Here is a 25,995-nt window from a genome sequence, read left to right on the forward strand (position 1 = left end):
GCGGCGCATGGACCAGGACCGCCGCATCTTCCTCGCCACGACCGGCCGCCTGACCGCACTCGGCGCGGCCACCGCGCTGACCAGCGCCAGCACCGCGGCCCTTGCACAGAACCGCGTCGCCGCGCGCGAAGGCGGCAACGCTTATCCGTTCAGCCTGGGCGTCGCCAGCGGCTCGCCGCTGCCGGACGCCGTCATCATCTGGACCCGCATCCTGTTCGATCCGCTCAACGCCGCCGCCATGCCGGCGCTGGCCTTCAGCGTGCGCTGGGAAATGGCGGAGGACGAACAATTCCGCCGCATCGTTGCCAAGGGTACGGCCAGCGCCGCGCCCGAGCTGGCGCACAGCGTCCACGTCGACGTCACCGGCTTGCAGGCGGAGCGCTGGTACTGGTACCGCTTCATGCTGGGCGACGCTGTCAGCCCGATCGGCCGCACGCGCACCGCGCCGGCCGCCGCCGCCATGCCCAAAGCGCTGAAGCTGGCCGTCGCCTCCTGCCAGCACTGGGAATTCGGCAGCTACGCCGCGCACCGCCACATCGCCGCCGCAGCACCGGACCTGGTGGCCTTCCTGGGCGATTACATCTACGAGTGGGGGCCATACCAGCTGCAGCATCCGAAAACGGCTGTACGGGTCTCTGAGAGCTTCACGCTGGCCGACTACCGCGCCCGCTACGCCCAATACAAAACCGACCGCGATCTGCAAGCTGCGCACCAGGCCGCGCCATGGATCGTCACCTGGGACGACCACGAAGTCGCCAACGACTACGGCAACGAACGCGACGAGCGCCTCGACCCGCGCTTCCTGCAGCGCCGGGCCGCCGCCTACCAGGCCTTCTACGAGCACATGCCGCTGCGCGCGTCACCGGCAGGCCGCGACTTCGCCCATCTGCGCATCTACCAGCGCTACGACTGGGGCCGGCTCGCCCGCTTCCACGTGCTGGACGACCGCCAGTACCGCGCCAACCTGGCCTGCCCGCCGGCGGGACGCGGCGGCTCCAGCTCGGTCCTCAAGCGGGCCTGTCCGACGCTGATGGAACCCGGCCGCAGCATGCTCGGCCAGCAGCAGGAACAATGGCTGGCGCAAGGGCTGAGCAGCTCGACGGCGCGCTGGAACATCCTGGCCCAGCAAACGCTGATGGCGCAGAACAGCCAGCTGCCTATCAACAAGGAAGGCGACGGCCGCTTCTGGACCGATGGCTGGGATGGCTACCCGATGGCCCGCCAGCGCCTGCTCGACACCCTGCACACCAGCCGCGCCGCCAATCCGCTGGTGCTCTCCGGCGACGTGCACAGTTTCTTCGCCTGCGAACTGATGCGCAACCCGGCACGTCCGCGCGCGGCCGCCAACCCGGTGCTGGCGAGCGAATTCTGCGGCACTTCGATCACCTCGCCGTCGCGTTCGCAAAGTCGTACCGAGCAGTATGTATCGATGAACCACGGCATCAAATATGGCCGCAGCGACAAGCGCGGCTACATGCTGCTGACCATCACGCCGGACACGGCAAGCGCCGATTTTCTTGCCCTGGACAATGTGCACGAAAGCACCAGCGCCATAGAGCGCGCAGCCCGCTTCGTGGTGCGCAACGGGCGGCCGGGGCCGGATCGCGCTTGAAACGCGGCGGCCAGGTTCTATACTGGCTTGGAGGAGGTGGCGTATGTTGAAAGTAAGCGATGACCAGCTTGCGCGCGAGCTGATGCACTACCTGCATCAGGCGCTATTGCAAACCATGACGGCGGAGCAATCTCTCCGCGTAAAAGAGGGCCGCACACACCCGGCACGCAGCCGCGTAGCCGCCGCCATGCGAGCCAGGCGGCTCGCATGCATCCGAAAATAATTCAGGAAGTTCAGGCGGCGGCTTTTTCGTCGCGCAGTTGGCGACGCAGGATTTTGCCGACGTTGGTCTTCGGCAGTTCGTCGCGGAATTCGATGTACTTCGGCTTCTTGTACGCGGTCAGCTCATGCTTGCAGAAGTCCAGCAGCTGCTCGGCCGTCAGGTTCGGGTCCTTGCGCACCACGAACAGCTTCACCGCTTCGCCGGAGTTCTTGTCCGGCACGCCGATGCACGCCACTTCCAGCACGCCCGGATGCGCCGCCACCACGCCTTCCACTTCGTTCGGATAGACGTTGAAGCCGGACACGATGATCATGTCCTTCTTGCGGTCGACAATGCGCGTGTAACCCTGCTCGTCCATGATGCCGACGTCGCCGGTCTTGAAGAAGCCGTCGGCCGTCATCGACTTGGCGGTTTCGTCCGGACGGTTCCAGTAGCCGGCCATCACCTGCGGACCACGGATGGCGATCTCGCCGGTCGAGCCGATCGGCAACGGGTTGCCGTCGTCGTCCAGGATCGCCACTTCGGTCGATGGAATCGGCAGGCCGATGGTGCCGGTGAATTCCTTGATGTCCAGACGGTTCACGGTGGCCACCGGAGAAGTCTCGGACAGGCCATAGCCTTCGATGATCGGCGTGCCGGTCAGCTTCAGCCAACGCTCGGCCACGCTCTTCTGCACGGCCATGCCGCCGCCGTTGCACAGCTTGTAGGACGAGAAATCCAGCTTGGCGAATTCGGCATTGTTCAGCAGCGCGTTGTACAGCGTGTTCACCGCCGGCAGCACGGTAACCTTGTACTTGGCCAGCTCCTTGACGAAGCCGGGAATGTCGCGCGGATTCGGAATCAGCAGGCTCAGGCCGCCGGTGCGCATGCTCATCAGCGCGCTGATGGTCAGCGAATAGATGTGGTACAGCGGCAGCGCGGCGACAAACACCATCTGCTCGCCCTCGCCCTTCATCTGCAGCCAGGCTTCGTTCTGCAACACGTTGGAGATGACGTTACGGTGCAGCAGGATGGCGCCTTTCGAAACGCCGGTGGTGCCGCCCGTGTATTGCAGGAAGGCGATGTCGTCATGCCCCAGCTTGGCCGGCTGCAAGGTCATGCCGTTACCTTCGGACAGCACCTGCTTGAACGTCACCGCGCCCGGCAGCGAATACGCCGGCACCATCTTCTTGACCTTGCGTACCACCAGGTTGACGATCATGCCTTTCAGGCCGCCCAGCAGGTCGCCCATCGAAGCGACGATGACATGCTTGACCGGCGTCTGCGCCAGCACTTGCTGCACCGTAGTGGCGAAGTTCTCCAGCACCACGATGGCTTCGGCGCCCGAGTCCACCAACTGGTGCTGCAACTCGCGCGGGGTGTACAGCGGATTGACGTTGACCACCGTGTAGCCGGCGCGCAGCACGGCGGCCATGGCCACCGGATACTGCAGCACGTTCGGCATCATCAGGGCGACGCGCGCGCCCGGCTTCAGGCCTTTGCCCTGCAGCCAGGCGCCCATCTTTTGCGACAGTTGATCCAGCTCGCCATAGGTCATGGACTTGTCCATGCACACGAAGGCCTTGCGGTCGGCGTATTTGCGGAAAGCCTCTTCCAGCAAATGCGTGACCGAGCGGTATTGGGTGTTATCAATCTCCGCAGGGACGCCTTCGGGGTACGACTTGAGCCAGATCTTATCCATCTTTATGCTGCCTTTTTCTTATCGCCGGTAGGTTCGTCGCGCAGCATGCGGCGCAGAATTTTCCCGACATTGGTTTTTGGTAGTTCCTCGCGGAACTCAATATATTTCGGCTTTTTATAGCCGGTAAATTGTTCCTTGCAGTAGGCCATCAGGGCTTCCTGCGTCAGGTTCGCGTCCTTGCGCACCACGAACACCTTGACCGCTTCGCCCGAGTGCTCGTCCGGCACGCCGATGGCCGCGCATTCCAGCACGCCCGGATGCGCCGCGATCACGCCTTCCAGTTCGTTCGGATAGACGTTGAAGCCCGACACCAGGATCATGTCCTTCTTGCGGTCGACGATCTTGACGAAGCCGTTGGCATCCATCACGCCGACGTCGCCCGACTTGAAGAAGCCGTCGGGGGTCATGACTTTGGCCGTTTCGTCCGGACGGTTCCAGTAGCCGGCCATCACCTGCGGACCGCGAATCGCGATCTCGCCCGGCATGCCCAGCGCTACTTCGTTGCCATCGTCATCCAGGATGGCGATATCGGTCGACGGCACCGGCAAGCCGATGGTGCCGGTGAACTCCTTGTTGTCGGCGCGGTTGCAGGTGGCCACCGGCGAGGTCTCGGACAAGCCGTAACCCTCGATGATGGACACGCCCGTCACCTTCAGCCAGCGGTCGTTGACGGCCTGCTGCACCGCCATGCCGCCGCCATTGCAAATCTTCAGCGCCGAGAAGTCCAGGTGCGCAAACTCGGCATGGTTCAGCAGCGCGTTGTACAGCGTATTCACCGCCGGCAGCATGTTGAACTTGTACTTCGCCAGTTCCTTGATGAAGCCGCCGATGTCGCGCGGATTCGGGATCAAAATGTTCAACGCACCGACGCGCGTGCCCCACATGGCGCAGGCCGTCAGCGCGAAGATGTGGTACAGCGGCAGCGCGCACACGATCGTCACCTGCTCGGTCGACGCACCCAGCGCCGGCTTGGACCACAACTCCGTCTGCAGCAGGTTGGCCACGATGTTCTTGTGGCTCAGCGTCGCGCCTTTCGACACGCCGGTGGTGCCGCCCGTGTACTGCAGGAAGGCCGGATCGCTGTCCTTCAATTCGACCGGCGTCAGCTTCATGCCGCCGCCCTGCGACAGCGCATCCTTGAAGCGCACCGCGTTGGGCAGCGAGAACGCCGGCACCATCTTCTTCACGCTGCGCACCACGAAATTCACCAGCATGCCTTTCAGGCCGCCGAGCATCTCGCCCATGCTGGCCACCACGATATGCTTGACCTGGGTCTTGCCCAGCACCTGCTCCAGGGTGGTGGCGAAGTTCTCCAGGATGATGATCGCCTCGCTGCCCGAGTCGTTCAGCTGGTGTTCCAGCTCGCGCGGGGTGTACAGCGGGTTGACGTTGACCACCGTGTAGCCGGCGCGCAGGATGGCTGCGATCGCGATCGGATACTGCAATACGTTCGGCATCATGATCGCCACCCGCGCGCCCGGCTTCAGGCCACGGCTTTGCAGCCAGGCGCCGAGACGCTTGGAGTAGGCGTCCACTTCGGCATAGGTGAGGAATTTGTCCATGCAAACATACGCATTGCGGGCCGCGTACTTCTGGAACGATTCTTCCATCAGCTGGACCAGCGAGCGGTACTGCGTCGTATCGACTTCGGTCGGCATACCCGGCGGGTATGATTTCAACCAGATTTTTTCCATCCTGTGCCTCTTGTCTCGAATATTATCGTTGTCAGGCCGGCGCACAGTGCCGGGGCAGGGCATACATTCGTCTATGCGAACTGGTAGAGCCTACTGATCATGCGATGCTATCGGGCAGCACGCTCGTACGCAAGCGCATTTAAGCACAATTAGAACATGGCTTCTAACAGCTTTTTATGATGCAACGCAGCATCAATGCGTGCCTTCGGCGGATGGGAGCGCTCCCTTGCCGGTTTCCGCATTGAGCATCGGCGGGCGGCCCAAGACATCCAACTGCTGTCGGCGTTGAACTAGATCAAGCATAGCTATTTTTTGCACCGCAACATAAAAACGCACGAACGTTCGCTCTTGCTTGAGCAAGGCGCGGAAGGCGGGCAAATAATCGTGGTAAGTTCCCACAGCGCTGAGGTGAGCGTTGGTCAACGGCTCGGCAAACCAGCGGTCGTAACCGGCATAACCGCCCCAACTTTCCTTCAACTTGGCGTAGTCGGATTTGAGGTGGGCGAAGATGCGCGCTTTCTCGGCGCGCTTGTGGCGGGTGCTGGTTTTGCCGGCGTACAGGTCGGCCAGCATCGTGCGGTGCCGTACCAGGAGCGCCAGGAAATCCTGCCGGCGGGCGTTGTAGCGCGTGTACGCCTCGCGCATCGGATCGGTGCCGTACAGCTCCAGCCAGCGCGCCACGCCGGCCTCCTCCACCGCCGTGGCGAAACCTTCGTTGAACTGGGTATCGCCCTGCACATACGCCACCTGGTGCGCCAGCTCGTGGAACACCATGCGCGCCAGCTCGGCGTCGGAATAATTGATGAAGGTCGACAGCAGCGGATCGCTGAACCAGCCCAGCGTGGAATACGCCGGCACGCCGCCCACTTGCACGTCGTTGCGCTCCTGCTTCAGTTCCTCGGCGTAGGCCATGGCGTCTTCCTTGCTGTAGTAGCCGCGATAGCTGACGCAGCCGGCGATCGGGAAGCACCACTGGATCGGACGCAGCGACAGCTCCGGCGTGGCCACCACATTCCACAGCACGAAGGGACGCGACAAGGCGGCGTAGTTTTTATAGCTGGCGTTGTCGGGCAGGCCCAATTCCTTGACCGCGAACTTGCGGATCAACATGGCCTTTTCCAGGCGGGCCTTGAGCTGGGGATCGGTGCTCGGGTCGCCGAGCCAGTCGTCGATCGGACGGGCGTCCGACCACAGCGCATACTGGCCTTGGGCGGCCTGCATGTAGTACTTGAATTGCGCGCAACCGGCCAGCATGGCAGCCGCGCACGCCGGCACCAGCCAGTATCTGGCACGGAGCATTCGGCGTGCAATTTTGCGCATACATCACCTCAAACGGCGACTCTTTCGACCTGTACCAGTGTATCGTAAAAAGTCGGCGCGCGGCCCATATCCGTCAGCTGTTGGCTGGTAACCTCGTTGGCGTTCTTGCCATCCGTGGCGAGCTTTTTCCACCACACTGACAAACCGACAACCAGTCCCGCCCGCGCCTTGTCGGTCACGCGCGCCTTGGCCACAAAGGAGCCGCGGTCGTTGAAGATGCGCACCATGTCGCCGTCGGCGATGCCGCGCGTGGCGCTGTCGTTCGGATGGATGTCCAGGTGCGGCTCGCCCTCGGCCGAACGCAGGCTCTTGACGTTGACGAAGGTGGAGTTGAGGAAGTTGCGCGCCGGTGGCGAGATCATCGCCAGCGGATAGCGCGCCGCCAGCTCAGGATTGCTGGCCAGCGATTCATACGGCGGCAGGTACGACGGTAGCGGATCGAGACCATCGGCCGCCATGCGCGCGGAATAGAATTCGCACTTGCCGGACGGCGTAGGGAAGCCGCCCTGCGCAAACGGCGCATCCGGCATGTTCAGGCGCTGCCAGCCCTTCTGCTTCAAGGCGTCCCAGTCGAAGCCGATAGCGCGCGCGTCCTGCGCGTGGAAGGCCTGCGCCGCCAGCTGGTCGTCGCTGTCCTTGAAGCAGTCGTCGTCGAAGCCCATGGCGGCGGCCAGCAGGCGGAAGATCTCGGTGTTGGCCTTGGCCTCGCCCATGGGCGCGACGGCGGCGTTGTTCGCCATCATGTACAAGTGGCCGTACGAGGTGTGGGCGTCGATGTGCTCCAGCTGCGTGGTGGCCGGCAGCACGATGTCGGCATAGTCGGCGGTGTCGGTCTGGAAGTGTTCCAGCACCACAGTGAACAAGTCCTCGCGCAGGAAGCCGCGCATCACCTTGTCCGAATCGGGCGCGATCGCCACCGGGTTGGAGTTGTAGACGATCAGCGCCTCCACCGCAGGCCCGAACTCCGGTGATGCAGGCCGCAGCAGGTCGTCGCCGATGGTGGTCATGTTGATGGTGCGCGGCTGCTTCTTCAGCAGGTCGGTGCGCTGGAGCCACGGCTTGTTGGTCGGGAAGGAGCCGCTGGACGACAGCTGCACGCCGCCGGCCGCGTGGCGCCAGGCACCCACCAGCGCCGGCAGGCAGGCGATATTGCGTACCGCCATGCCGCCGCCGCGCACGCGCTGCACGCCGTAGTTGGTGCGGATCGCCACCGGCTCGCCGGCCTTGGCCATGCCGCCGTACAGGCGCGCCAGTTCCACCACTTCGTCGACGGTGATGCCGCAGGTTGCGGCGGTGCGCTCGGGCGTCCATTCGGCCGCGCGCTGTTTCAGTTCCTCGAAGCCCAGCGTGTAGTTGGCGATGTAGTCATGATCGAGCAAGTCTTCCGTGATCAGGATGTGCATCAGGCCCAAGGCCAGCGCGGCATCGGTGCCGGGCAGCAGCGCAATGTGCTGGTGGCACTTCTCCGCCGTCAGCGAGCGATAGGGATCGATGGCGATCAGCTTGGCGCCGTTGCGCTTGGCCTCCTGCGCGCGCATCCAGAAATGCAGGTTGGAGGCGATCGGATTGCCGCCCCAGATGATCAGCAGCTTGGCGTTCTGGAACTGCTCCATGTCGGTGCCGATGGTGGCGCCGATGGTGTAGGTGTAGCCGGTAAAACCGGCGGTGGCGCAAATGGTGCGGTCCAGCAGCGAGGCGCCGATCTTGTTGAAGAAGCGCGACGACATCGACTCGCCCTGGATCAGCCCCATGGTGCCGCAATAGCTGTACGGCACAATGGCTTCCGGTGCGCGCTCGGCGATCGGTTTCAGGCGCGCTGCGATGGTGGCCAGCGCCTCCTCCCAGCTGATGCGCTCGAACTTGCCCTCCCCCTTTTTGCCGACCCGGCGCCGTGGGTGCAACAGGCGGTCTTCGTGATAGGTGCGCTCGGTATAGCGCGACACCTTGGTGCACAGCACGCCGGCGGTGGTCGGATGGTCGGGGTCGCCCTTGACGGCGGTGGCCACGCCATCTTCCACCGTCACCAGCAGGGCGCAGGTATCGGGGCAGTCGAGCGGGCAGACCGCGCGGACTTGTGTGCTTGTCATGTCTGAAAATCCAAAAAGCTGCTACGCAAAAGCAGTATCGTAAACCATTGCGGGCGCGCTGGCTTAACTCGGCGGACAAGGGCTACAATGGCTGTTCTCGATGCTTAAAAAGCAAGCGAACCCAATAGTGGAGAAGTAGCATGAAACTGGTAGATCCCATCATTGCATTTCAATCCGAACTGCAGCAGATCCGGCGCGACCTGCACGCCCATCCCGAACTCTGCTATGAAGAACAGCGCACCGCCGACGTGGTGGCCGCCAAGCTGACCGAATGGGGCATTCCCGTGATCCGGGGCCTGGGCCTGACCGGCGTGGTCGGCGTCGTCCGCAACGGCGACTCCGGGCGCTCGATCGGCCTGCGCGCCGACATGGACGCCCTGCCGATGCAGGAGGTCAACACCTTCCCCCACGCCTCGGTCCACCCCGGCAAGATGCACGCCTGCGGCCACGACGGCCACACTGCCATGCTGCTGGGCGCGGCCAAGCACCTGGCCGAGCACCGCGATTTCGACGGAACTGTTTATCTCGTTTTCCAGCCGGCCGAAGAAGGCGGCGCCGGCGCCAAGCGCATGATCGAGGACGGCCTGTTCGAACAATGCCCGATGGACGCCATCTACGGCATGCACAACTGGCCCGGCATCCCATTCGGCCACATGAGCGTGACCGAAGGCCCGCTGATGGCCTCCAGCAACGAGTTCTACCTCACCGTCAAGGGCAAGGGCGGCCACGCGGCCCAGCCGCACAAATGCATCGACCCGGTCATGATCGGCGTGCAGATCGCGCAAAGCTGGCAAACCATCATCAGCCGACGCACCAGCCCGCTCGACACGGCCGTGCTGTCGCTGACGCAGTTCCACGCCGGCACCGCCACCAACGTCATCCCGGACGAGGCCAAGCTGGCCGGCACGGTGCGCACGCTGTCGTGGCAGGTGCTGGACATGATAGAAAAACAAATGGAGGAAGTGGCGGTCAACACGGCCGCCGCCTTCGGCGCGGAAGCGGAATTCAAGTTCCGCCGCAACTACCCGCCGCTGGTCAACCATCCGGAATCGACCCGCTTCGCGGTCGAGGTCATGAAGGCCGTGGTCGGCGCCGACAAGGTGGACGCCAAGGTCGAGCCGTCGATGGCGGCGGAAGACTTCGCCTACTTCCTGCAGGCCAAGCCGGGCTGCTACATCTTCATCGGCAACGGCGAGGGCGAGCACCGCGAAGGCGGGCACGGCCTCGGTCCCTGCGTGCTGCACAACGGCAGCTACGACTTCAACGACCAGTTGCTGCCGGTCGGCGCCAGCTTCTGGGTCAAGCTGGTGGAAGCAAGCTTGCCTTTAGCCTAACTGGTCGGGGGCGGCGCCCACGCGTTGCCCCGGATTCAGCTGTTCAAGGCCGATCAGCGCCGCCGAGTGGTCGGCCTGCGGAATGGTTTTGGCCAGCGTCATGTAGCGCGCCGTCACCAGCTCCGTCAACGGCAGCACCACGCCGGCCGCTTCCGCCGCCGCCAGGATATTGCGCTGGTCCTTGAGCTGCGTGCTCACCTTGCCGCCCGCGACAAAATTACGGTCCAGCATGCGCTGACCGTGCACCTCCAGAATTTTCGACTCGGCGAAGCCGCCGCGTATGGCCGCGCGCATGGCCGCCGGATCGGCGCCGGCCGCCTGCGCCAGCAACATGGCTTCCGCGACAATATTAATTGTTGCACCAACGATCAGCTGATTGCACAGCTTGGCCACCTGTCCGCTGCCCGCCGGCCCGACCAGGGTGGCGCGTCCCATGGCGGCCAGCACCGGCTCGGCCTCGGCGAAATCATCGGCACTGCCGCCGGCCATGATGGCCAGCGTGCCCGCCGCCGCGCCGCCCACGCCGCCGGACACCGGCGCATCGACAAAGCGTTGCCCTGCAGTCGTCAGCGTGGCATGGAAAGCCTGCGCCTCGGCCTGCTGGGTGGAACTCATATCGATCCACAAGGTGTTGGGCGCCAGCGCCGGCAGCGCCGTCTGCAGCACCTGCGCCACCGTGGGGCCGGCTTCAAGCATGGAGATCACGATCTGCGCACCGCGCACCGCCTCGCCCAGGTCTTCTACCGGCTTGGCGCCGGCTCCCGCCAGTGGCTGCGCCTTGGCGTGCGTGCGGTTCCACGCGGTGACCTGATGGCCGGCCGCGAGCAGGCGCCGCACCATCGGCTCCCCCATCAAGCCTATGCCGAGAAAAGCAATTTGAGCGGACACTACGCCTCCTGAATTATTTCCAGAACCCCGGTACAATCACCGGCTAGCCGTATAACAACTTTAAGATACAGCACTCCCCAATTGCAAGGATACTATGTTCAACAAAAAAATGATCGCGGCAGCCGCCGCGCTGGTGGCGGCCCAAACCGCTTTTGCCGATGACAAGCTGATCGACTCCGTGTCGGTGGAAGTGGCTGCTGGCGAGAACGTCCAGATGGTGCGCTTCAACGCCGCCAAGGACTGGGACCAGCGTTGGTTCCAATCGAACGGCACGCACCTGAGCGGCTACTGGGAACTGAGCACCGGCGTCTGGCGCGAAAACCGCTACAAGAACCAGGTCGGCGTGGAACAGAAACTGTGGGATATCGGCTTCACGCCGGTGTTCCGCTTCCAGAATGACAACAAGAAGGGCATGTACTACGAAGGCGGCATCGGCGTGCACATGCTGTCGAAGCTGTACAACAACAGCGACAACCGCCTGGGCACCCACTTCCAGTTCGGCGACCACATCGCCACCGGTTATGTGTTCGACAACAACTGGGAACTGGGCCTCAAGCTGCAGCACTTCTCGAACGGCGGCTACAAAAAACCGAACTCGGGCGTGAACTACGTCGAGCTCAAAGCAGCCTACCACTTCTAAACAAATCCGGGGTCAGGTCCTCCATTGCTACACGAGCCCTGCCGTAACGATCGCTACGGCAGGGCTCGTGTAGCAATGGAGGACCTGACCCCGGATTCTAAACATTCGATTCCGCCACGATCTTCCAGTTCTTGCCTTCCTTGGCCCAGTACTGTTTCTTGCGCACTGCGTGGCGGAATTTACCAATCACAATCTGTTGCGTGAAGTTGCTGACGATGACTTCTTCCTGGCTCGGCTGACGGAAGTAGCTCGGATCGCTGACCTTCACGCTGATCTTCTTCGCTCCCGGCAGATAGCGGTTCTTGTCCAGCCAGGCATTGATATCCTCGTCCGCCGATGACTTGAAGCGCACCGAATACAGCGCCTTCAGGCTGGCGTCATCGCGGTTCTCGACATCGCGCCGCCACGTCTCCACCAGCGACTCCGCCTGCTGCAAATCCTTGTCCAGCTGTTCCTTGCTGACGAATTCCACCTGGTCGCCGATCAGAATCGGCGTGGTGCCGATCGCCACCGTGCGGGTCAGGAAATTCAGGTCGTCGTTGCTGACCACCACGCAACCGTCGGTCGACAGCGGCGGCCGGCTGAACGTCTCCGGTGGCGTGCCGTGCACCCAGATGCCGGAGCCGCTACGGCCATGTATCTTGTCCCAGTCATTCGGATAGTCGAGCGGCATCGCGCCCTTGCCATACATATCGGGTAACTTCACGCCGGGCAGGCGGCCAATCAGGTAGTACACACCCACGGGCGTGCGCATATCGCCTTCCTTCAGCTTGTTGATGCCCAGCTTGCCCTGGCTGACATAGAAGTCCTGCATCAGGCGCAGGCCATCGCTGCGGTTTTCATACAGGTAGAGGCGCGAATGCTTGGCGTCGACGATCAGCGCGTGCTTCTGGTCTTTGCGCATCTGCAGCAGCGCGCGCGGCAGCAGCGCCGGTCCCGGACGTTCGGCCTGCAAGCGCACGGCCGCCTCGCGCCGCAGGTCGGCCAGCTTGGCATCGGCGCCGGGCGGCACGGCGGCGCCGAGCTGGCCCACCATGCGGGTATGCATCAGCAGGATGTCGCCACGAATCAGGTGGCCGAGGCGAAAGTTGGGATAGGCCTCGACCAGGGCGTCGGCCTTGCGCTGCGCCGAACCCAGATCGTGCGTGGCCAGTTCCTTGTAAATATCGTTGAGCAGCTCTTCCGGATTGGCTTTACGGGCGACCGGTGCCCGCGCCGGCTTTTTTGCCGCGTAGCTGAGCTCTCCTCCCATCAGACTGAGAAGTACGACCCCGAGCACGCTGCCCGCGCGCCATTTACGCAAAAATGAGTGTGACATTAATTACCCGAGGCTTCCTGCTTGATCTGCCATTTTCCACCATTTTTGACCATCGTGAGCGTTTTACGGCTGCGCGCGGTCAGGCGATCGGACTCGTAGGTCTGGCGGAACGTGACTTTGGCGGTATTGCCGCTCACCGTCACCTCCGGTGCGGAAATCTCGACGCGAATGCGGCCCTTGCCTTCAATCCGGGCGCGGCGCTCATCGGCCCAGACTTTGCGCGTGGCGCCCTTCGGCGGCTCGAACTGTTGGCTGTAGTAACCGAGGTAGGCGTCGACGTTCTGCGCGCCCCAGGCCTTGGCCCAGCCGTTCACCTGCGCAATCACCGCATCGCGTTCGGAGGTATCCGGCTTGGCGACGACTTTTTCCGGCTCAGGCTTGGCCGGCTTCGGCGGCTCGACCTTGGCCGGCGGCGGCGCGGCCGGTGCCGGAGCAGGCGCGGCAGCAACCTTGACCGGCGCAGGCACGGGAACAGGCGTCGGCACGGGCGCGGCTTTCACTGGCACCGGTACCAGTGCAGGTGCTGGGGTCGGCGCCGCGGCTATCTTCACTGGCGCTGGTGCTGGCGCCGCAGCCACCTTCACCGGGGCCGGGGCCGGGGCCGGTGAAGGTGGCAGCTTGGCGGCAACCGGCGCGGGCGCCGGAATCGGTCCCACCGCAGCCGCGACTTTAGGCGCGGCTGCAGGTGGCGGCGATACCGACAAGGACGGAATGCGTTGCGGCGCATTGGCCTGTGCCGGATTCTGCGGCGGCAATGCCGAAATCAAAGGTGGCTGCGTGCTGGCGGCCCGCGCTGCGGCTGGTGCCGGCACAGGTGCGGGGGCCGGCGTCGACGCTTGCGCCACCGCAGTCTCCGCGCCGACAATCTTGCCGCCGGTGCTGGTCGAGAACGTGCGCAGCATGGTCAGCTTGGACTTGGCCGGTACCGCCGACGAGGAGCCGAGCGCCAACGCCTTGTCATAGGCCTGGCTCGCCATCTTGCCGTAGATATCGCCCAGGTTTTCATACGCGGTCTGATAGCTCGGATTGGTGCGGATCGCTTTTTCCAGCGCTACGCGCGCCTTGTCATATTGGCCGGTGGACGCATACAGCACGGCCAGGTTGTTATACGGCTCCGGCAAATCCTTGTAGTCCTCGGTGAGCCGGGTGAAGACGGCGATCGCCTCATCGGTCTTGTTCTGTTCCGTCAGCAACACCCCCTTCATGAACCGCATTTGCGGATCGTTGGGACGTTTGCTCAGGTATTCATTGGTCTTGTTGAGCGCTTCGACCACTTTACCGGCCTTGGCCAACTTGCTGACATCGGCATAGTCGTCGGCACGGGCAGGGGCCCAGACCGACAGGGCCAATGCGCAGTACAGCATTGTTTGGGCTGTCTTATTTTTCATTGAGGTTTGAAGCAGACGCGAAAGGACACATGGTACACCTTTCGTTTCCCCAGATCAAAACTCGCTGTTGCGTATCAGTTGCATGATTGTTGCGACCAAAGCGAAAAAGCCCCAACCGGATTTCTCCAGAAGGGGCTTTTTCTAATAACTAGCTTGACGATAACCTACTTTCACACTGGTTGCAGCACTATCATCGGCGTAGAGTCGTTTCACGGTCCTGTTCGGGATGGGAAGGGGTGGGACCGACTTACTATGGTCATCAAGCTTTGACTTGTATGCTGTGGCGCCGACGGCGCCACAGCGAATCTGGGAGAAGTAAAGTTTTGGTTGGGGTAGCACACTCATCATCAGAGTAAATGCGTATAACCGTCAAGGTTATAGGGACAAGCCGTACGGGCAATTAGTATCAGTTAGCTTAATGCATTACTGCACTTCCACACCTGACCTATCAACGTCCTGGTCTCGAACGACCCTTCAAAGAGCTCAAGGCTCTGGGAAATCTCATCTCAAGGCAAGTTTCCCGCTTAGATGCTTTCAGCGGTTATCTCTTCCGAACTTAGCTACCCGGCAATGCCACTGGCGTGACAACCGGTACACCAGAGGTTCGTCCACTCCGGTCCTCTCGTACTAGGAGCAGCCCCCTTCAAATTTCCAACGCCCACGGCAGATAGGGACCAAACTGTCTCACGACGTTTTAAACCCAGCTCACGTACCACTTTAAATGGCGAACAGCCATACCCTTGGGACCGGCTACAGCCCCAGGATGTGATGAGCCGACATCGAGGTGCCAAACTCCCCCGTCGATATGAACTCTTGGGAGGAATCAGCCTGTTATCCCCAGAGTACCTTTTATCCGTTGAGCGATGGCCCTTCCATACAGAACCACCGGATCACTATGTCCTACTTTCGTACCTGCTCGACTTGTCGGTCTCGCAGTTAAGCACGCTTATGCCATTGCACTATCATCACGATGTCCGACCGTAATTAGCGTACCTTCGAACTCCTCCGTTACACTTTAGGAGGAGACCGCCCCAGTCAAACTGCCTACCATGCACTGTCCCCGATCCGGATAACGGACCAAGGTTAGAACCTCAAACAAACCAGGGTGGTATTTCAAGGTTGGCTCCACGCAGACTGGCGTCCACGCTTCAAAGCCTCCCACCTATCCTACACAGATTGGTTCAAAGTCCAATGCAAAGCTACAGTAAAGGTTCATGGGGTCTTTCCGTCTAGCCGCGGGTAGATTGCATCATCACAAACATTTCAACTTCGCTGAGTCTCGGGAGGAGACAGTGTGGCCATCGTTACGCCATTCGTGCAGGTCGGAACTTACCCGACAAGGAATTTCGCTACCTTAGGACCGTTATAGTTACGGCCGCCGTTTACTGGGACTTCAATCAAGAGCTTGCACCCCATCATTTAATCTTCCAGCACCGGGCAGGCGTCACACCCTATACGTCCACTTTCGTGTTTGCAGAGTGCTGTGTTTTTATTAAACAGTCGCAGCCACCATTTTATTGCAACCTTTTCGCCCTATCACAGTAAAGTGACCAAGCTACCGAGGCGTACCTTTTCCCGAAGTTACGGTACCAATTTGCCGAGTTCCTTCTCCCGAGTTCTCTCAAGCGCCTTAGAATACTCATCTCGCCCACCTGTGTCGGTTTGCGGTACGGTCTCGTATGACTGAAGCTTAGAGGCTTTTCTTGGAACCACTTCCGATTGCTACGTGTACAAGTACACTCGTCCCACTCCCTTGAATTACGCGCCCGGATTTGCCTAAGCGCCTTCTATGAAGCAGAAACTGACTATTCCAACAGTCAGACAACCTTCCGCGATCCGTCCCCCCATCGCATCATACGACGGTGCAGGAATATTAACCTGCTTCCCATCAGCTACGCATCTCTGCCTCGCCTTAGGGGCCGACTCACCCTGCTCCGATGAACGTTGAACAGGAAACCTTGGGCTTACGGCGTGGGGGCTTTTCACCCCCATTATCGCTACTCATGTCAGCATTCGCACTTCTGATACCTCCAGCATCCTTTACAAGACACCTTCGCAGGCTTACAGAACGCTCTCCTACCATATGCTTACGCATATCCGCAGCTTCGGTGACTGGCTTAGCCCCGTTACATCTTCCGCGCAGGACGACTCGATCAGTGAGCTATTACGCTTTCTTTAAATGATGGCTGCTTCTAAGCCAACATCCTGACTGTTTTAGCCTTCCCACTTCGTTTTCCACTTAGCCAATCTTTGGGACCTTAGCTGGCGGTCTGGGTTGTTTCCCTCTTGACGCCGGACGTTAGCACCCGACGTCTGTCTCCCAAGCTCGCACTCATCGGTATTCGGAGTTTGCAATGGTTTGGTAAGTCGCGATGACCCCCTAGCCATAACAGTGCTCTACCCCCGATGGTGATACTTGAGGCACTACCTAAATAGTTTTCGGAGAGAACCAGCTATTTCCAAGTTTGTTTAGCCTTTCACCCCTACCCACAGCTCATCCCCTAATTTTTCAACATTAGTGGGTTCGGACCTCCAGTGCGTGTTACCGCACCTTCATCCTGGCCATGAGTAGATCACTTGGTTTCGGGTCTACACCCAGCGACTATCGCCCTGTTCGGACTCGATTTCTCTACGGCTTCCCTATTCGGTTAACCTTGCCACTGAATGTAAGTCGCTGACCCATTATACAAAAGGTACGCAGTCACCCCACGAAGAGGCTCCTACTGTTTGTATGCACACGGTTTCAGGATCTATTTCACTCCCCTCCCGGGGTTCTTTTCGCCTTTCCCTCACGGTACTGGTTCACTATCGGTCGATTACGAGTATTTAGCCTTGGAGGATGGTCCCCCCATATTCAGACAGGATTTCTCGTGTCCCGCCCTACTTGTCGCACGCTTAGTACCACCGGTCTGATTTCATGTACGGGGCTATCACCCGCTATGGCTGCCATTTCCAGAGCATTCCATTATCAGTCCGACTATCACGTGCAGGCTCTTCCCATTTCGCTCGCCACTACTTTGGGAATCTCGGTTGATTTCTTTTCCTGCAGCTACTTAGATGTTTCAGTTCGCCGCGTTCGCTTCGTACACCTATGTATTCAGTGTACGATGACCTAAAAGGCCGGGTTTCCCCATTCGGAAATCTGCGGATCAAAGCTTGTTTGCTAGCTCCCCGCAGCTTATCGCAAGCTACTACGTCCTTCATCGCCTGTAATCGCCAAGGCATCCACCATGTGCACTTATTCACTTGTCCCTATAACCTTGACGGCTATAGTCTAAGCATTTACTACTTTGTGATGATGAGTTTTACTACCCAAGCATGTATCTGTCGATACACGCTTAATAAAACTTTACTTCTTCCAGATTGTTAAAGAACGTTACAGCAGATAAGTGTGAGCGCTTAGTAGTGATTCCGAAGAATCCTGCAAACTCTAGAAAGGAGGTGATCCAGCCGCACCTTCCGATACGGCTACCTTGTTACGACTTCACCCCAGTCACGAATCCTACCGTGGTAAGCGCCCTCCTTGCGGTTAAGCTACCTACTTCTGGTAAAACCCGCTCCCATGGTGTGACGGGCGGTGTGTACAAGACCCGGGAACGTATTCACCGCGACATGCTGATCCGCGATTACTAGCGATTCCAACTTCATGCAGTCGAGTTGCAGACTACAATCCGGACTACGATACACTTTCTGGGATTAGCTCCCCCTCGCGGGTTGGCGGCCCTCTGTATGTACCATTGTATGACGTGTGAAGCCCTACCCATAAGGGCCATGAGGACTTGACGTCATCCCCACCTTCCTCCGGTTTGTCACCGGCAGTCTCATTAGAGTGCTCTTTCGTAGCAACTAATGACAAGGGTTGCGCTCGTTGCGGGACTTAACCCAACATCTCACGACACGAGCTGACGACAGCCATGCAGCACCTGTGTAATGGTTCCCTTTCGGGCACTTCCAAATCTCTCCGGAATTCCATCCATGTCAAGGGTAGGTAAGGTTTTTCGCGTTGCATCGAATTAATCCACATCATCCACCGCTTGTGCGGGTCCCCGTCAATTCCTTTGAGTTTTAATCTTGCGACCGTACTCCCCAGGCGGTCTACTTCACGCGTTAGCTGCGTTACCAAGTCAATTAAGACCCGACAACTAGTAGACATCGTTTAGGGCGTGGACTACCAGGGTATCTAATCCTGTTTGCTCCCCACGCTTTCGTGCATGAGCGTCAGTTTTGACCCAGGGGGCTGCCTTCGCCATCGGTGTTCCTCCACATATCTACGCATTTCACTGCTACACGTGGAATTCTACCCCCCTCTGCCAAACTCTAGCCTTGCAGTCTCCATTGCCATTCCCAGGTTGAGCCCGGGGATTTCACAACAGACTTACAAAACCGCCTGCGCACGCTTTACGCCCAGTAATTCCGATTAACGCTTGCACCCTACGTATTACCGCGGCTGCTGGCACGTAGTTAGCCGGTGCTTATTCTTCAGGTACCGTCATGAGCCACGCGTATTATCCGTAACCTTTTCTTCCCTGACAAAAGAGCTTTACAACCCGAAGGCCTTCTTCACTCACGCGGCATTGCTGGATCAGGCTTGCGCCCATTGTCCAAAATTCCCCACTGCTGCCTCCCGTAGGAGTCTGGACCGTGTCTCAGTTCCAGTGTGGCTGGTCGTCCTCTCAGACCAGCTACTGATCGATGCCTTGGTAGGCTTTTACCCTACCAACTAGCTAATCAGATATCGGCCGCTCCAGGAGCACAAGGCCTTGCGGTCCCCTGCTTTCATCCTTGGATCGTATGCGGTATTAGCGTAACTTTCGCTACGTTATCCCCCACTCTTGGGTACGTTCCGATATATTACTCACCCGTTCGCCACTCGCCACCAGGTTGCCCCGTGCTGCCGTTCGACTTGCATGTGTAAGGCATGCCGCCAGCGTTCAATCTGAGCCAGGATCAAACTCTTTAGTTTAATCTCTGTTTTATGACCATTTCTGGCCATGGTTCGCTCACTCAAAATACTGACAGTATTTCTACTGAATATTTCTTTGTTGAGCATTTAATGCTTTTTGTTGCAGCACTAAACGCCCACACTTATCAACTGTATATTTTTAAAGATCATCTTGTGTTGCTAGCTGAAGAAGCGTTTTGTTCATCAGCGAAGAGGCAAGATTATGAAGTGTTTCGAACATTTCGTCAAGCTCTTCTTTTTTACTTCTTTCCTCGCTAACTACACATTTGCATGTGCTGTCTTGCGAGGGACAGAATCATACCAAGCCATCAGGAATTGCGCAAGGGCTGGCACTCAGTTTGCTTACTCTCTGTATAGCAACAGCAGCCAGCATCGCTTTTGCTCACTTCCGGTACAGGTGCTACATTATGGAACACCTGTGCAGGTATATATATAGAGAGCCGCGCCACGAGCAGCGGCCAACCGAGACAAAGAGACCATCATGCACTCACCGACTGCTCCAGATCTGAACAGTTCGCCCCTGATTATCGAGACCTCGCACCGGCGCTCCCTCGACTACGGCCTGCAACCTGAATCCCCGGCGGACTTCTCGCCGCTGGCGCGCTGCGAGCTGTCTTTACTGATAGAACAAAACCGTTTGCTGCACACCCACGCGGTGCCAGCCATGGAGACGCTGTACCAGCAAATCGTCAACACCCACAATATGGTGATACTGACCGACGCCACCGGCGTCATCGTGCACTCGCTGGGCGACGACGACTTTCTGGAGAAAGCCAACCGCGTGGCGCTGCAGCCGGGCGTGGCCTGGTCCGAGGCCAGCAAAGGCACCAACGCCATCGGCACCGCCATCGCCGAAAGATCCCCGACGCTGGTCCACGCCGACCAGCACTACCTGGCGGCCAACCACTTCCTTACCTGCTCTGCCGCGCCGATCGCCGACCACCTGGGTAATGTGATCGGCGTGCTGGACGTCTCCGGCGACCAGCGCAGCTTCCACAAGCACACCATGGCGCTGGTGCGCATGTCCGCGCTGATGATAGAGAACCAGCTGTTCTCCGCCACGTTCGAGGATGCGATCACGCTGCACTTCCACACCCGCTCCGAATTTATCGGCACGCTGATGGAAGGCATCGCCTCCTTCAGTCCCGGCGGCCGCTTTCTGGCCGCCAACCGCAATGGCCTGTTCCAGCTTGGCCTGCCGTTCACGGCGCTGCAGTCGCACACCTTCAGTTCCCTGTTCGGCCTTCCGCTGTCGGCGCTATACGACCATTACCGCACCGCCGCTCCCGGCCTGCTCAACCTGTGCATGCACAACGGCGTGCGCGTATATGGCCGCGCCCAGATGCGGTTATCGAACAGCGTGTTCCAGCAGTCGCTGAGCGACCGTCCCGCCCTGGCCTCGCCGGCGACGCAGGCTGTCGCGGCCAACCAGGCGGCGGCGCAGGCGCGGCGTCTCTCCGGCCTGCGCTACCTGCGCACCGGCGACCCGCAACTGGAACTGGTGATCGACAAGGTCACGCGCGTCCTGGGGCGCGACATCCCCATCATGATCATGGGCGAAACCGGCACCGGCAAGGAACTGCTGGCGCAAGCCATCCACAACGACTCGCCGCGCGCCATGAGTCCTTTTGTGGCGGTGAACTGCGCCTCGATTCCCGAAACGCTGATCGAGTCCGAATTGTTCGGCTATGAAGACGGTGCTTTTACCGGCGCGCGCAAGAAAGGCGCGGTCGGCAAGATCCTGCAGGCCAACGGCGGCACGCTGTTCCTCGACGAGATCGGCGACATGCCATTCAGCCTGCAGGCCCGCCTGCTGCGCGTTCTGCAGGAGCGTATGGTGACGCCGCTGGGCAGCGACAAGTCGATACCGGTCAACGTCGAACTGATTTGCGCGACCAACCACAATCTGCGCGAGCGCATCGCCAAGGGCCTGTTCCGCGAAGATCTCTACTATCGCCTGAATGGCCTGGTGGTCAAGCTGCCGCCGCTGCGCGAGCGCACCGACCTGGAAACCGTGGTCGGCAAGATCCTGGCGACGGAATCGAATAGCGGCCGCTATCACGTATCCGAAGAAATCCTCACTCTGTTCCATCGCCATCGCTGGCCCGGCAACTTCCGCCAGTTGACCAACCTGCTGCGCACCGCCCTGGTCATGGCCGGCGACGAACATGAAATCGGCCTGCGCCACATGCCGGACGACTTCCTCGACGATATAGAACAAGCCCAGCTTCCGTATCAGATCCCCGGCCCCGGCGCGGAACGCATGATCGCCAGCGGCGCCAATCTGGAGGAGGTGGAGCAGAATGCCATTCTCCGTTCGTTGGAGGCGCATGGCGGCAATGTATCGGCCACCGCACGCGCTCTGGGCGTATCGCGCAACACGATTTACCGCAAGGTGCCGAATCTGAAATAACGATGCGCGCATGCCGGCTCACACCTCGGGCGGGAAGCCGGCCGAGCGCCGCTCCCGTCCCTGCTTGTCGATCGCCATCAGATCCACCGCCTGCAATTGCGCCGCCAGCGCACTGGCGCGCTCCCAGCCCATCACCATGAACGCGGTCGACAGGCCGTCGGCCAGCAAAGAGGTCGGCGCCAGCACCGTCACGCTGGCCAGTTCGTCGGGCGACTCGCCCTTTGATGGATCGAAGATGTGGTGATGCCGGTAGTCCGGTGTGAAGCTGCACTCATAATCACCGGAGGTGGCGACGCTACAGCCCTGTGCATACAGCGTGGCGGCCAGCGCGCCGGCATCGCGCGGGTCGCGCACGCCCAGTATCCACGGACGCCGCCCCGGCTTCTGCCCGCGCGCGACGAACTCCCCGGTGTCCAGCAGCGCATCGCGTATGCCATGCGCCTGCACGGCGGCCAACGCGAGATCGGCGGCATACCCCTGCGCCAGACCGTTCAAGGTCAACGACATGCCGGCGCGGCGCAAGCTGATTTGCTCCTTGCCGACCGCCAGCTCACGCCAGTCCACCAGCATCTGCGCGCGGCGACGCTCCGCATCGTCCGGCAACTGGCCGCGCGCCGCCGCTTCAGAATATAAGCGCCACAGCGGCTGCACCGTCACATCGAAGGCGCCGGCGGTCATGCGCGACAACTCGGAGGCCTGCGCCAGCACTTCCAGCAGCCGAGGGTCCGGATGCGCCAGCACGCCGTCGCGATTGAGCTGATAAACCTGGCTGTCCGGTTGGTAGATGCTCATCAGGCGGTCGACTTGCTGCGCCGCCTGCAAGCCGTCCGCAATTGCGCACGCCGCCAGTTGCGCATCCGGGTGGACCACCGAGATTGAGATGGTGGTGCCGAAGGCCAGCGCCGCGCCGCGATGCAGCGGCGTATCGCGTGGCAGCACGCTGCCGGCCACGCCGGCCATGGCACCGACCGCGCTGACAATAAAAGTACGACGTTTCATGCGCTGCTCCCGGCGGATTGAATGGGGATGGTGCGGCGGCGCTTGAGCTCCATGATGCGCGGCGCGCATTGCTGGTCGCTTGCATAAATCACCACGCAGTCCATGCACTGGAAGCATTCCGCGTAATCGACCTTCCCGGACGGCGCTATCGCCTGATAGTCGCAGCGATGGCGGCAGGTCTGGCACGGCTGCCCGCATTCGACGCGGCGCGGTATCCAGTTCAGCAGGCGCACTTTGCCCAGCAGCGCCAGCGACGCGCCGAACGGACACAGATAACGGCAAAAGAACTTATACACAAAGCCGCTGGCCAGCAGCAGGCCTACGGCATACGCCACATACGGCCAGCTGCGCACAAAGTTCAGCGTGATCGCTGTTTTGAACGGCTCCAGCTCCACCAGCTTGTCGGTGATCTCGCTGGAGAAGAAGGCACTAGCGACGATGCCGGCCAACGCTACATACTTCGCCAGCTTGAGCCGCGCATCGAGTTGCGGCTTGAGGCGCAGCTGCGGCAGGTGCAGCGCGCGTGCCAGTTTTCCCGTCAGCTCCTGCAAGGCGCCGAAAGGACACAGCCAGCCGCAGAAGGTGCCGCGTCCCCATAGAAATAGCGACACCAGCACGAACGCCCACAGCGACACCGTCATGGGATCGAACAGCATGAACTCCAGGCTGCGCCGGGCCATCAGCGCCTGTATCACGCCCGTGAGATTGACGATGGAGAGTTGTCCCTGCGCGTAGTAGCCGATGAAGCCTATCGTGAACACCAGGTAGATGCGGCGGAACCAGTCAAAGTGCCGGCCGTTGGCGGTGAGGCGACGCTGCGCCGTCAACGCGGCAGCCAGCACCAGCAAGCCACTGGCCAGCGCACTCAGCTCCCAACGGCGCGCGCTCCAGATGCCGGTCCACGATTTGTTATTGCCCTCGGCCGCGATCAGCAGGTCGGCCGGCAATTGGTAGCGCAGCGTCAGTTCACGCGTAATGCGCTCCGGGTAGACGATGCCCTTGTTGCGGGTGATCGGCAGCGCCAGCTCGATCGGCGACGCCGGGTCCAAACCGGCCTGACTGATGACGCGGAACACCGTCACACTCTCCGCCGCCAGCGGCACGGCAAGCTTCAGCTCCAGATCGAGGTCGCGCATATCGATAGGCAGCTTGTCCTGTCGCAGCAGGAGCCGATCGGGCACGCTGCCGCGCACGAAATCCTCGCCGGTCACGCTGTAGCGGCCGGAGGACATGACGATCAACGCGTGATCGCCCTCCTCCAGGCGCCCCTGCAGCTTGCGCCAACTGCCGGCCGTCAGCAGATTGCGGCCAATGGTCGGCACCGAGACGCAAGCCACATACAGATCGATAAAACTATCGGCTGGATGCGCCAGCGCTTCCGTATCGAGCCCTGCGCCCGCGCTGCCGGCAAACAGCTGCTCGGCTTCGCGGTTGGTCACGCGCAGCCGCTGTACCAGTCCATCCCTCAGCATCTGCCGCAGGTCCAGCGGCCGAAACACATCCGGCCGCACGCGCGCGATCTGGTCGGGATCGCGGCCGCCGGCAAAACCCAGCTTCTTGCGCGAGACCTTGAGTGCCGCCGCCAGCACGCTTTGGTTAATGATGCGCACCGACGCCGTGGCCTTCGACACGCCGTCGATATACGCATGCGCCGCATCCGGATGGCGCGCGCGGCGCGCGCCCGTCTCGATGCTGATGTTCTGCTTCAGCGACAAGTCCTTGTACTGCTTGACGAACTGGTATAGCGGCGCCTCGCCCAAGCCATCCAAAAAAACCGGCTCATGATGCGACAAGACTTCCACGCCGATAAACACCCCCTTCGGATCGATGGCCACCATCAGGTTGAGCGGCACGCCTGAGAAGCCGGGAATGGGCGCGAGATCGATCGACTCGAACACATAGCCCACCAGCTCCGTCGCCGTGGCGTTCTGCCGGAACAGCGGCCACACCGGCAGCTCCGCGTCGCGCGCGCCGACGATCAGCGGCGCCGGGAAGCGCCGCGTCATCTCCTCCGGCGTCAGCACGCCGGCCTGCGCCGGCGTGGCGCCCAACACCAGCGCCAGCACTCCGGCCAGCAGGCACAGGATGCTGGTGAGCGCGCGCATCATGTTCATCCGAGGCGTCATCAGAAGAAGATGATGCCGCCCAGCGAAACGCCGTTCATCTTGCCTTCACCACCGGCGAAGCCTTTGGAACGCGTCTGACCGATTTCGCCGACCAGCGTGATAACGCTGTTGAGCGAGTAGTAAGCGCCGGCGGTCAGGTTGGCGTTCGACTTCAAGCCGCCGGTGCCGACGTTGTTGTCGTCATTGCGGCTGATGCCGTAGCTCAGGCCGACCTTGAGCTTGTCGGTAGCCTTGTACGTCGCCTGCACAAAGTAAGCCTTGGACTTGTTGTCGCCCTGGTCCGCATCCGACAAAATGCCGAGTCCTTTCCCGCCCTGGAAGTTGGCCACCACGCCCACCGGGCCGGCCTGATACGAAGCGCCCACTTCCACGCCCGACATCGTGAAGTCCGGCGCACCCGGCGCGGTGGCGCTGAACTTCTGCGACTTGGCGCCCAGCCAGCCTTTGAAGCCGCCGGCGGCATAGCTGACCTGCGCCTGTACCTGCGGGCTGGTTTTCGACGAGTAGGCAGGTGCGGTCAAGAGCGGCGTATCGGCGACAGGGCTCAGCAGCGCCACGTCGAAGCCTATGCCCGACGCCGACTTCGGCGCGCTGTAGGCGATCTGGCCGTAGTAGCCCACGTAGCTGTAGCCGGCGCCGATGTGGCCCAGCGTCACGCGGCCGCGCTGCGTGGCCTGCACCGGTGCGCCGGCGCCGATCAGCGTCATGTCGGCGAAGATCACGGAGCCGAAGATGCCGTTGTCGCGGCCAAGCTTGATGGTGCCCATGTCCGCGTTACCGAAGGTGAAGTAGGCCTGGCGCACATCGACGCCGCTGTTGGCGGCAATCGCGCTGTCGGTGGCGGTGGCGTTGTAGATGCCGATCAGCGCCTTCACATCGTAGTCGCCCTGGCGCGAAGTGGCGGACGTCACCAGACCGTTGGGCAGCAAGCCGTTGCCGATGGTGGTGCGGTTGTTCTCGCCGCCGCAGCCCAGTCCCTTGCCGCCCAGCGCCAGCCCGCCCACCGCATCGCCGCCGCACGACACCTGCGTGTAGTAGGCGTTGACGATGCCGCCCAGCGCCACGTTCCAATCGCCAGCCTTGAAATCGACCGCTTGCGCGCCCTGCGTTCCTGCGACGGCCAGTGCACCCAGCATGAATACGGTTTTCATTATTTGATCTCCCTTTATTGTTTATGTACATCGAGCGATGTACAGGGTAATTGGCAATTTGCGTGCCCACGCACCGCTACAGGAGAAAGCGCGCCTTATGCGCAAAGGGCTTGTGCCGGATCGGATCAATCGTACCGTGGCACTGTTCAGAATTTGAT

Annotated in this window: 15 protein-coding genes and 3 rRNA genes; 5 read left to right on the top strand and 13 right to left on the bottom strand. The window is 61.1% G+C overall.

The features are described 5' to 3' along the window. Positions 1 to 7 precede the first annotated feature (7 nt). Together ACXZ1M_RS11635 and ACXZ1M_RS11640 are read left to right on the top strand one after the other, a co-directional pair. Positions 8 to 1,612, top strand: coding sequence for an alkaline phosphatase D family protein (locus ACXZ1M_RS11635; protein WP_459053320.1), 1,605 nt, complete (start codon positions 8 to 10; stop codon positions 1,610 to 1,612). A gap of 43 nt (positions 1,613 to 1,655) precedes the next feature. Continuing rightward, positions 1,656 to 1,835: a hypothetical protein gene (locus tag ACXZ1M_RS11640; protein ID WP_459053321.1), complete on the top strand. Its 180-nt coding sequence runs from the start codon at positions 1,656 to 1,658 to the stop codon at positions 1,833 to 1,835. A 10-nt stretch (positions 1,836 to 1,845) separates the two neighbouring features. Here ACXZ1M_RS11640 and ACXZ1M_RS11645 read toward each other — a convergent pair whose 3' ends face one another. From ACXZ1M_RS11645 to ACXZ1M_RS11660, 4 genes are all read right to left on the bottom strand, one after another. Further along, a complete protein-coding gene (locus tag ACXZ1M_RS11645; RefSeq protein ID WP_459053322.1) occupies positions 1,846 to 3,516 on the bottom strand; it encodes a long-chain-fatty-acid--CoA ligase in 1,671 nt (556 codons plus the stop codon). Between the two features lie 2 nt (positions 3,517 to 3,518). Continuing rightward, positions 3,519 to 5,210, bottom strand: coding sequence for a long-chain-fatty-acid--CoA ligase (locus ACXZ1M_RS11650; protein WP_459053323.1), 1,692 nt, complete (start codon positions 5,208 to 5,210; stop codon positions 3,519 to 3,521). 192 nt (positions 5,211 to 5,402) lie between these two features. Next, entirely contained in the window at positions 5,403 to 6,509 is a 1,107-nt protein-coding gene (locus ACXZ1M_RS11655) for an aminopeptidase (protein ID WP_459053324.1), read from the bottom strand. A gap of 29 nt (positions 6,510 to 6,538) precedes the next feature. Next, entirely contained in the window at positions 6,539 to 8,617 is a 2,079-nt protein-coding gene (locus ACXZ1M_RS11660; RefSeq protein WP_459053325.1) for a molybdopterin-containing oxidoreductase family protein, read from the bottom strand. Between the two features lie 140 nt (positions 8,618 to 8,757). On the opposite strand from ACXZ1M_RS11660, the gene ACXZ1M_RS11665 reads away from it, so the two are divergent. Beyond that, complete coding sequence (locus ACXZ1M_RS11665; RefSeq protein ID WP_459053326.1) at positions 8,758 to 9,951, top strand: M20 aminoacylase family protein; 1,194 nt, start codon at positions 8,758 to 8,760, stop codon at positions 9,949 to 9,951. On the opposite strand, the gene ACXZ1M_RS11670 is transcribed toward ACXZ1M_RS11665, so the two are convergent. Next, a complete protein-coding gene (locus tag ACXZ1M_RS11670) occupies positions 9,943 to 10,839 on the bottom strand; it encodes an NAD(P)-dependent oxidoreductase (RefSeq protein WP_459053327.1) in 897 nt (298 codons plus the stop codon). The genes ACXZ1M_RS11665 and ACXZ1M_RS11670 overlap by 9 nt on opposite strands. A gap of 94 nt (positions 10,840 to 10,933) precedes the next feature. Here ACXZ1M_RS11670 and ACXZ1M_RS11675 point away from each other — a divergent pair, with 94 nt between their 5' ends. Then, positions 10,934 to 11,479: an acyloxyacyl hydrolase gene (locus ACXZ1M_RS11675; RefSeq protein WP_459053328.1), complete on the top strand. Its 546-nt coding sequence runs from the start codon at positions 10,934 to 10,936 to the stop codon at positions 11,477 to 11,479. Positions 11,480 to 11,576: 97 nt separating this feature from the next. On the opposite strand, the gene ACXZ1M_RS11680 is transcribed toward ACXZ1M_RS11675, so the two are convergent. The 5 genes from ACXZ1M_RS11680 to ACXZ1M_RS11700 all read right to left on the bottom strand — a co-directional run bounded on the left by ACXZ1M_RS11680 (position 11,577) and on the right by ACXZ1M_RS11700 (position 19,148). Continuing rightward, positions 11,577 to 12,731: a L,D-transpeptidase family protein gene (locus ACXZ1M_RS11680; RefSeq protein WP_459053329.1), complete on the bottom strand. Its 1,155-nt coding sequence runs from the start codon at positions 12,729 to 12,731 to the stop codon at positions 11,577 to 11,579. 65 nt (positions 12,732 to 12,796) lie between these two features. Beyond that, entirely contained in the window at positions 12,797 to 14,185 is a 1,389-nt protein-coding gene (locus tag ACXZ1M_RS11685) for a L,D-transpeptidase Cds6 family protein (RefSeq protein WP_459053330.1), read from the bottom strand. 151 nt (positions 14,186 to 14,336) lie between these two features. Beyond that, a 5S ribosomal RNA gene (gene rrf / locus ACXZ1M_RS11690) occupies positions 14,337 to 14,449 on the bottom strand. 115 nt (positions 14,450 to 14,564) lie between these two features. Next, positions 14,565 to 17,437: ribosomal RNA gene (locus ACXZ1M_RS11695) — 23S ribosomal RNA — on the bottom strand. A 182-nt stretch (positions 17,438 to 17,619) separates the two neighbouring features. Beyond that, positions 17,620 to 19,148, bottom strand: a 16S ribosomal RNA gene (locus tag ACXZ1M_RS11700). The 16S, 23S and 5S rRNA genes sit together here, the layout of an rRNA operon. Positions 19,149 to 19,629: 481 nt before the next feature. Here ACXZ1M_RS11700 and ACXZ1M_RS11705 point away from each other — a divergent pair. Next, complete coding sequence (locus ACXZ1M_RS11705; RefSeq protein ID WP_459053331.1) at positions 19,630 to 21,561, top strand: sigma-54-dependent Fis family transcriptional regulator; 1,932 nt, start codon at positions 19,630 to 19,632, stop codon at positions 21,559 to 21,561. Positions 21,562 to 21,579: 18 nt separating this feature from the next. On the opposite strand, the gene ACXZ1M_RS11710 is transcribed toward ACXZ1M_RS11705, so the two are convergent. Genes ACXZ1M_RS11710 through ACXZ1M_RS11720 form a run of 3 tightly spaced genes read right to left on the bottom strand, consistent with a single transcriptional unit; the run spans position 21,580 to position 25,837 of the window. After that, positions 21,580 to 22,560 (bottom strand): FAD:protein FMN transferase, encoded by a 981-nt coding sequence (locus tag ACXZ1M_RS11710; RefSeq protein WP_459053332.1) that lies wholly within the window; start codon positions 22,558 to 22,560, stop codon positions 21,580 to 21,582. Further along, positions 22,557 to 24,668 (bottom strand): 4Fe-4S binding protein, encoded by a 2,112-nt coding sequence (locus tag ACXZ1M_RS11715; protein ID WP_459053333.1) that lies wholly within the window; start codon positions 24,666 to 24,668, stop codon positions 22,557 to 22,559. The genes ACXZ1M_RS11710 and ACXZ1M_RS11715 overlap by 4 nt, the downstream gene beginning before the upstream one ends. Positions 24,669 to 24,685: 17 nt before the next feature. Next, complete coding sequence (locus ACXZ1M_RS11720; RefSeq protein ID WP_459053334.1) at positions 24,686 to 25,837, bottom strand: porin; 1,152 nt, start codon at positions 25,835 to 25,837, stop codon at positions 24,686 to 24,688. Positions 25,838 to 25,995: the final 158 nt, after the last annotated feature.

Source organism: Duganella paludis (genome assembly GCF_054461335.1).

Coding starts and splice junctions, on each gene's coding strand:
- ACXZ1M_RS11715 (WP_459053333.1), bottom strand. CDS start 24,668: ATGATGCGCGCGCTCACCAGCATCCTGTGCCTGCTGGCCGGAGTGCTG.
- ACXZ1M_RS11680 (WP_459053329.1), bottom strand. CDS start 12,731: ATGGGAGGAGAGCTCAGCTACGCGGCAAAAAAGCCGGCGCGGGCACCG.
- ACXZ1M_RS11705 (WP_459053331.1), top strand. CDS start 19,630: ATGCACTCACCGACTGCTCCAGATCTGAACAGTTCGCCCCTGATTATC.
- ACXZ1M_RS11640 (WP_459053321.1), top strand. CDS start 1,656: ATGTTGAAAGTAAGCGATGACCAGCTTGCGCGCGAGCTGATGCACTAC.
- ACXZ1M_RS11710 (WP_459053332.1), bottom strand. CDS start 22,560: ATGAAACGTCGTACTTTTATTGTCAGCGCGGTCGGTGCCATGGCCGGC.
- ACXZ1M_RS11685 (WP_459053330.1), bottom strand. CDS start 14,185: ATGAAAAATAAGACAGCCCAAACAATGCTGTACTGCGCATTGGCCCTG.
- ACXZ1M_RS11660 (WP_459053325.1), bottom strand. CDS start 8,617: ATGACAAGCACACAAGTCCGCGCGGTCTGCCCGCTCGACTGCCCCGAT.
- ACXZ1M_RS11720 (WP_459053334.1), bottom strand. CDS start 25,837: ATGAAAACCGTATTCATGCTGGGTGCACTGGCCGTCGCAGGAACGCAG.
- ACXZ1M_RS11645 (WP_459053322.1), bottom strand. CDS start 3,516: ATGGATAAGATCTGGCTCAAGTCGTACCCCGAAGGCGTCCCTGCGGAG.
- ACXZ1M_RS11635 (WP_459053320.1), top strand. CDS start 8: ATGGACCAGGACCGCCGCATCTTCCTCGCCACGACCGGCCGCCTGACC.
- ACXZ1M_RS11655 (WP_459053324.1), bottom strand. CDS start 6,509: ATGCTCCGTGCCAGATACTGGCTGGTGCCGGCGTGCGCGGCTGCCATG.
- ACXZ1M_RS11675 (WP_459053328.1), top strand. CDS start 10,934: ATGTTCAACAAAAAAATGATCGCGGCAGCCGCCGCGCTGGTGGCGGCC.
- ACXZ1M_RS11665 (WP_459053326.1), top strand. CDS start 8,758: ATGAAACTGGTAGATCCCATCATTGCATTTCAATCCGAACTGCAGCAG.
- ACXZ1M_RS11650 (WP_459053323.1), bottom strand. CDS start 5,210: ATGGAAAAAATCTGGTTGAAATCATACCCGCCGGGTATGCCGACCGAA.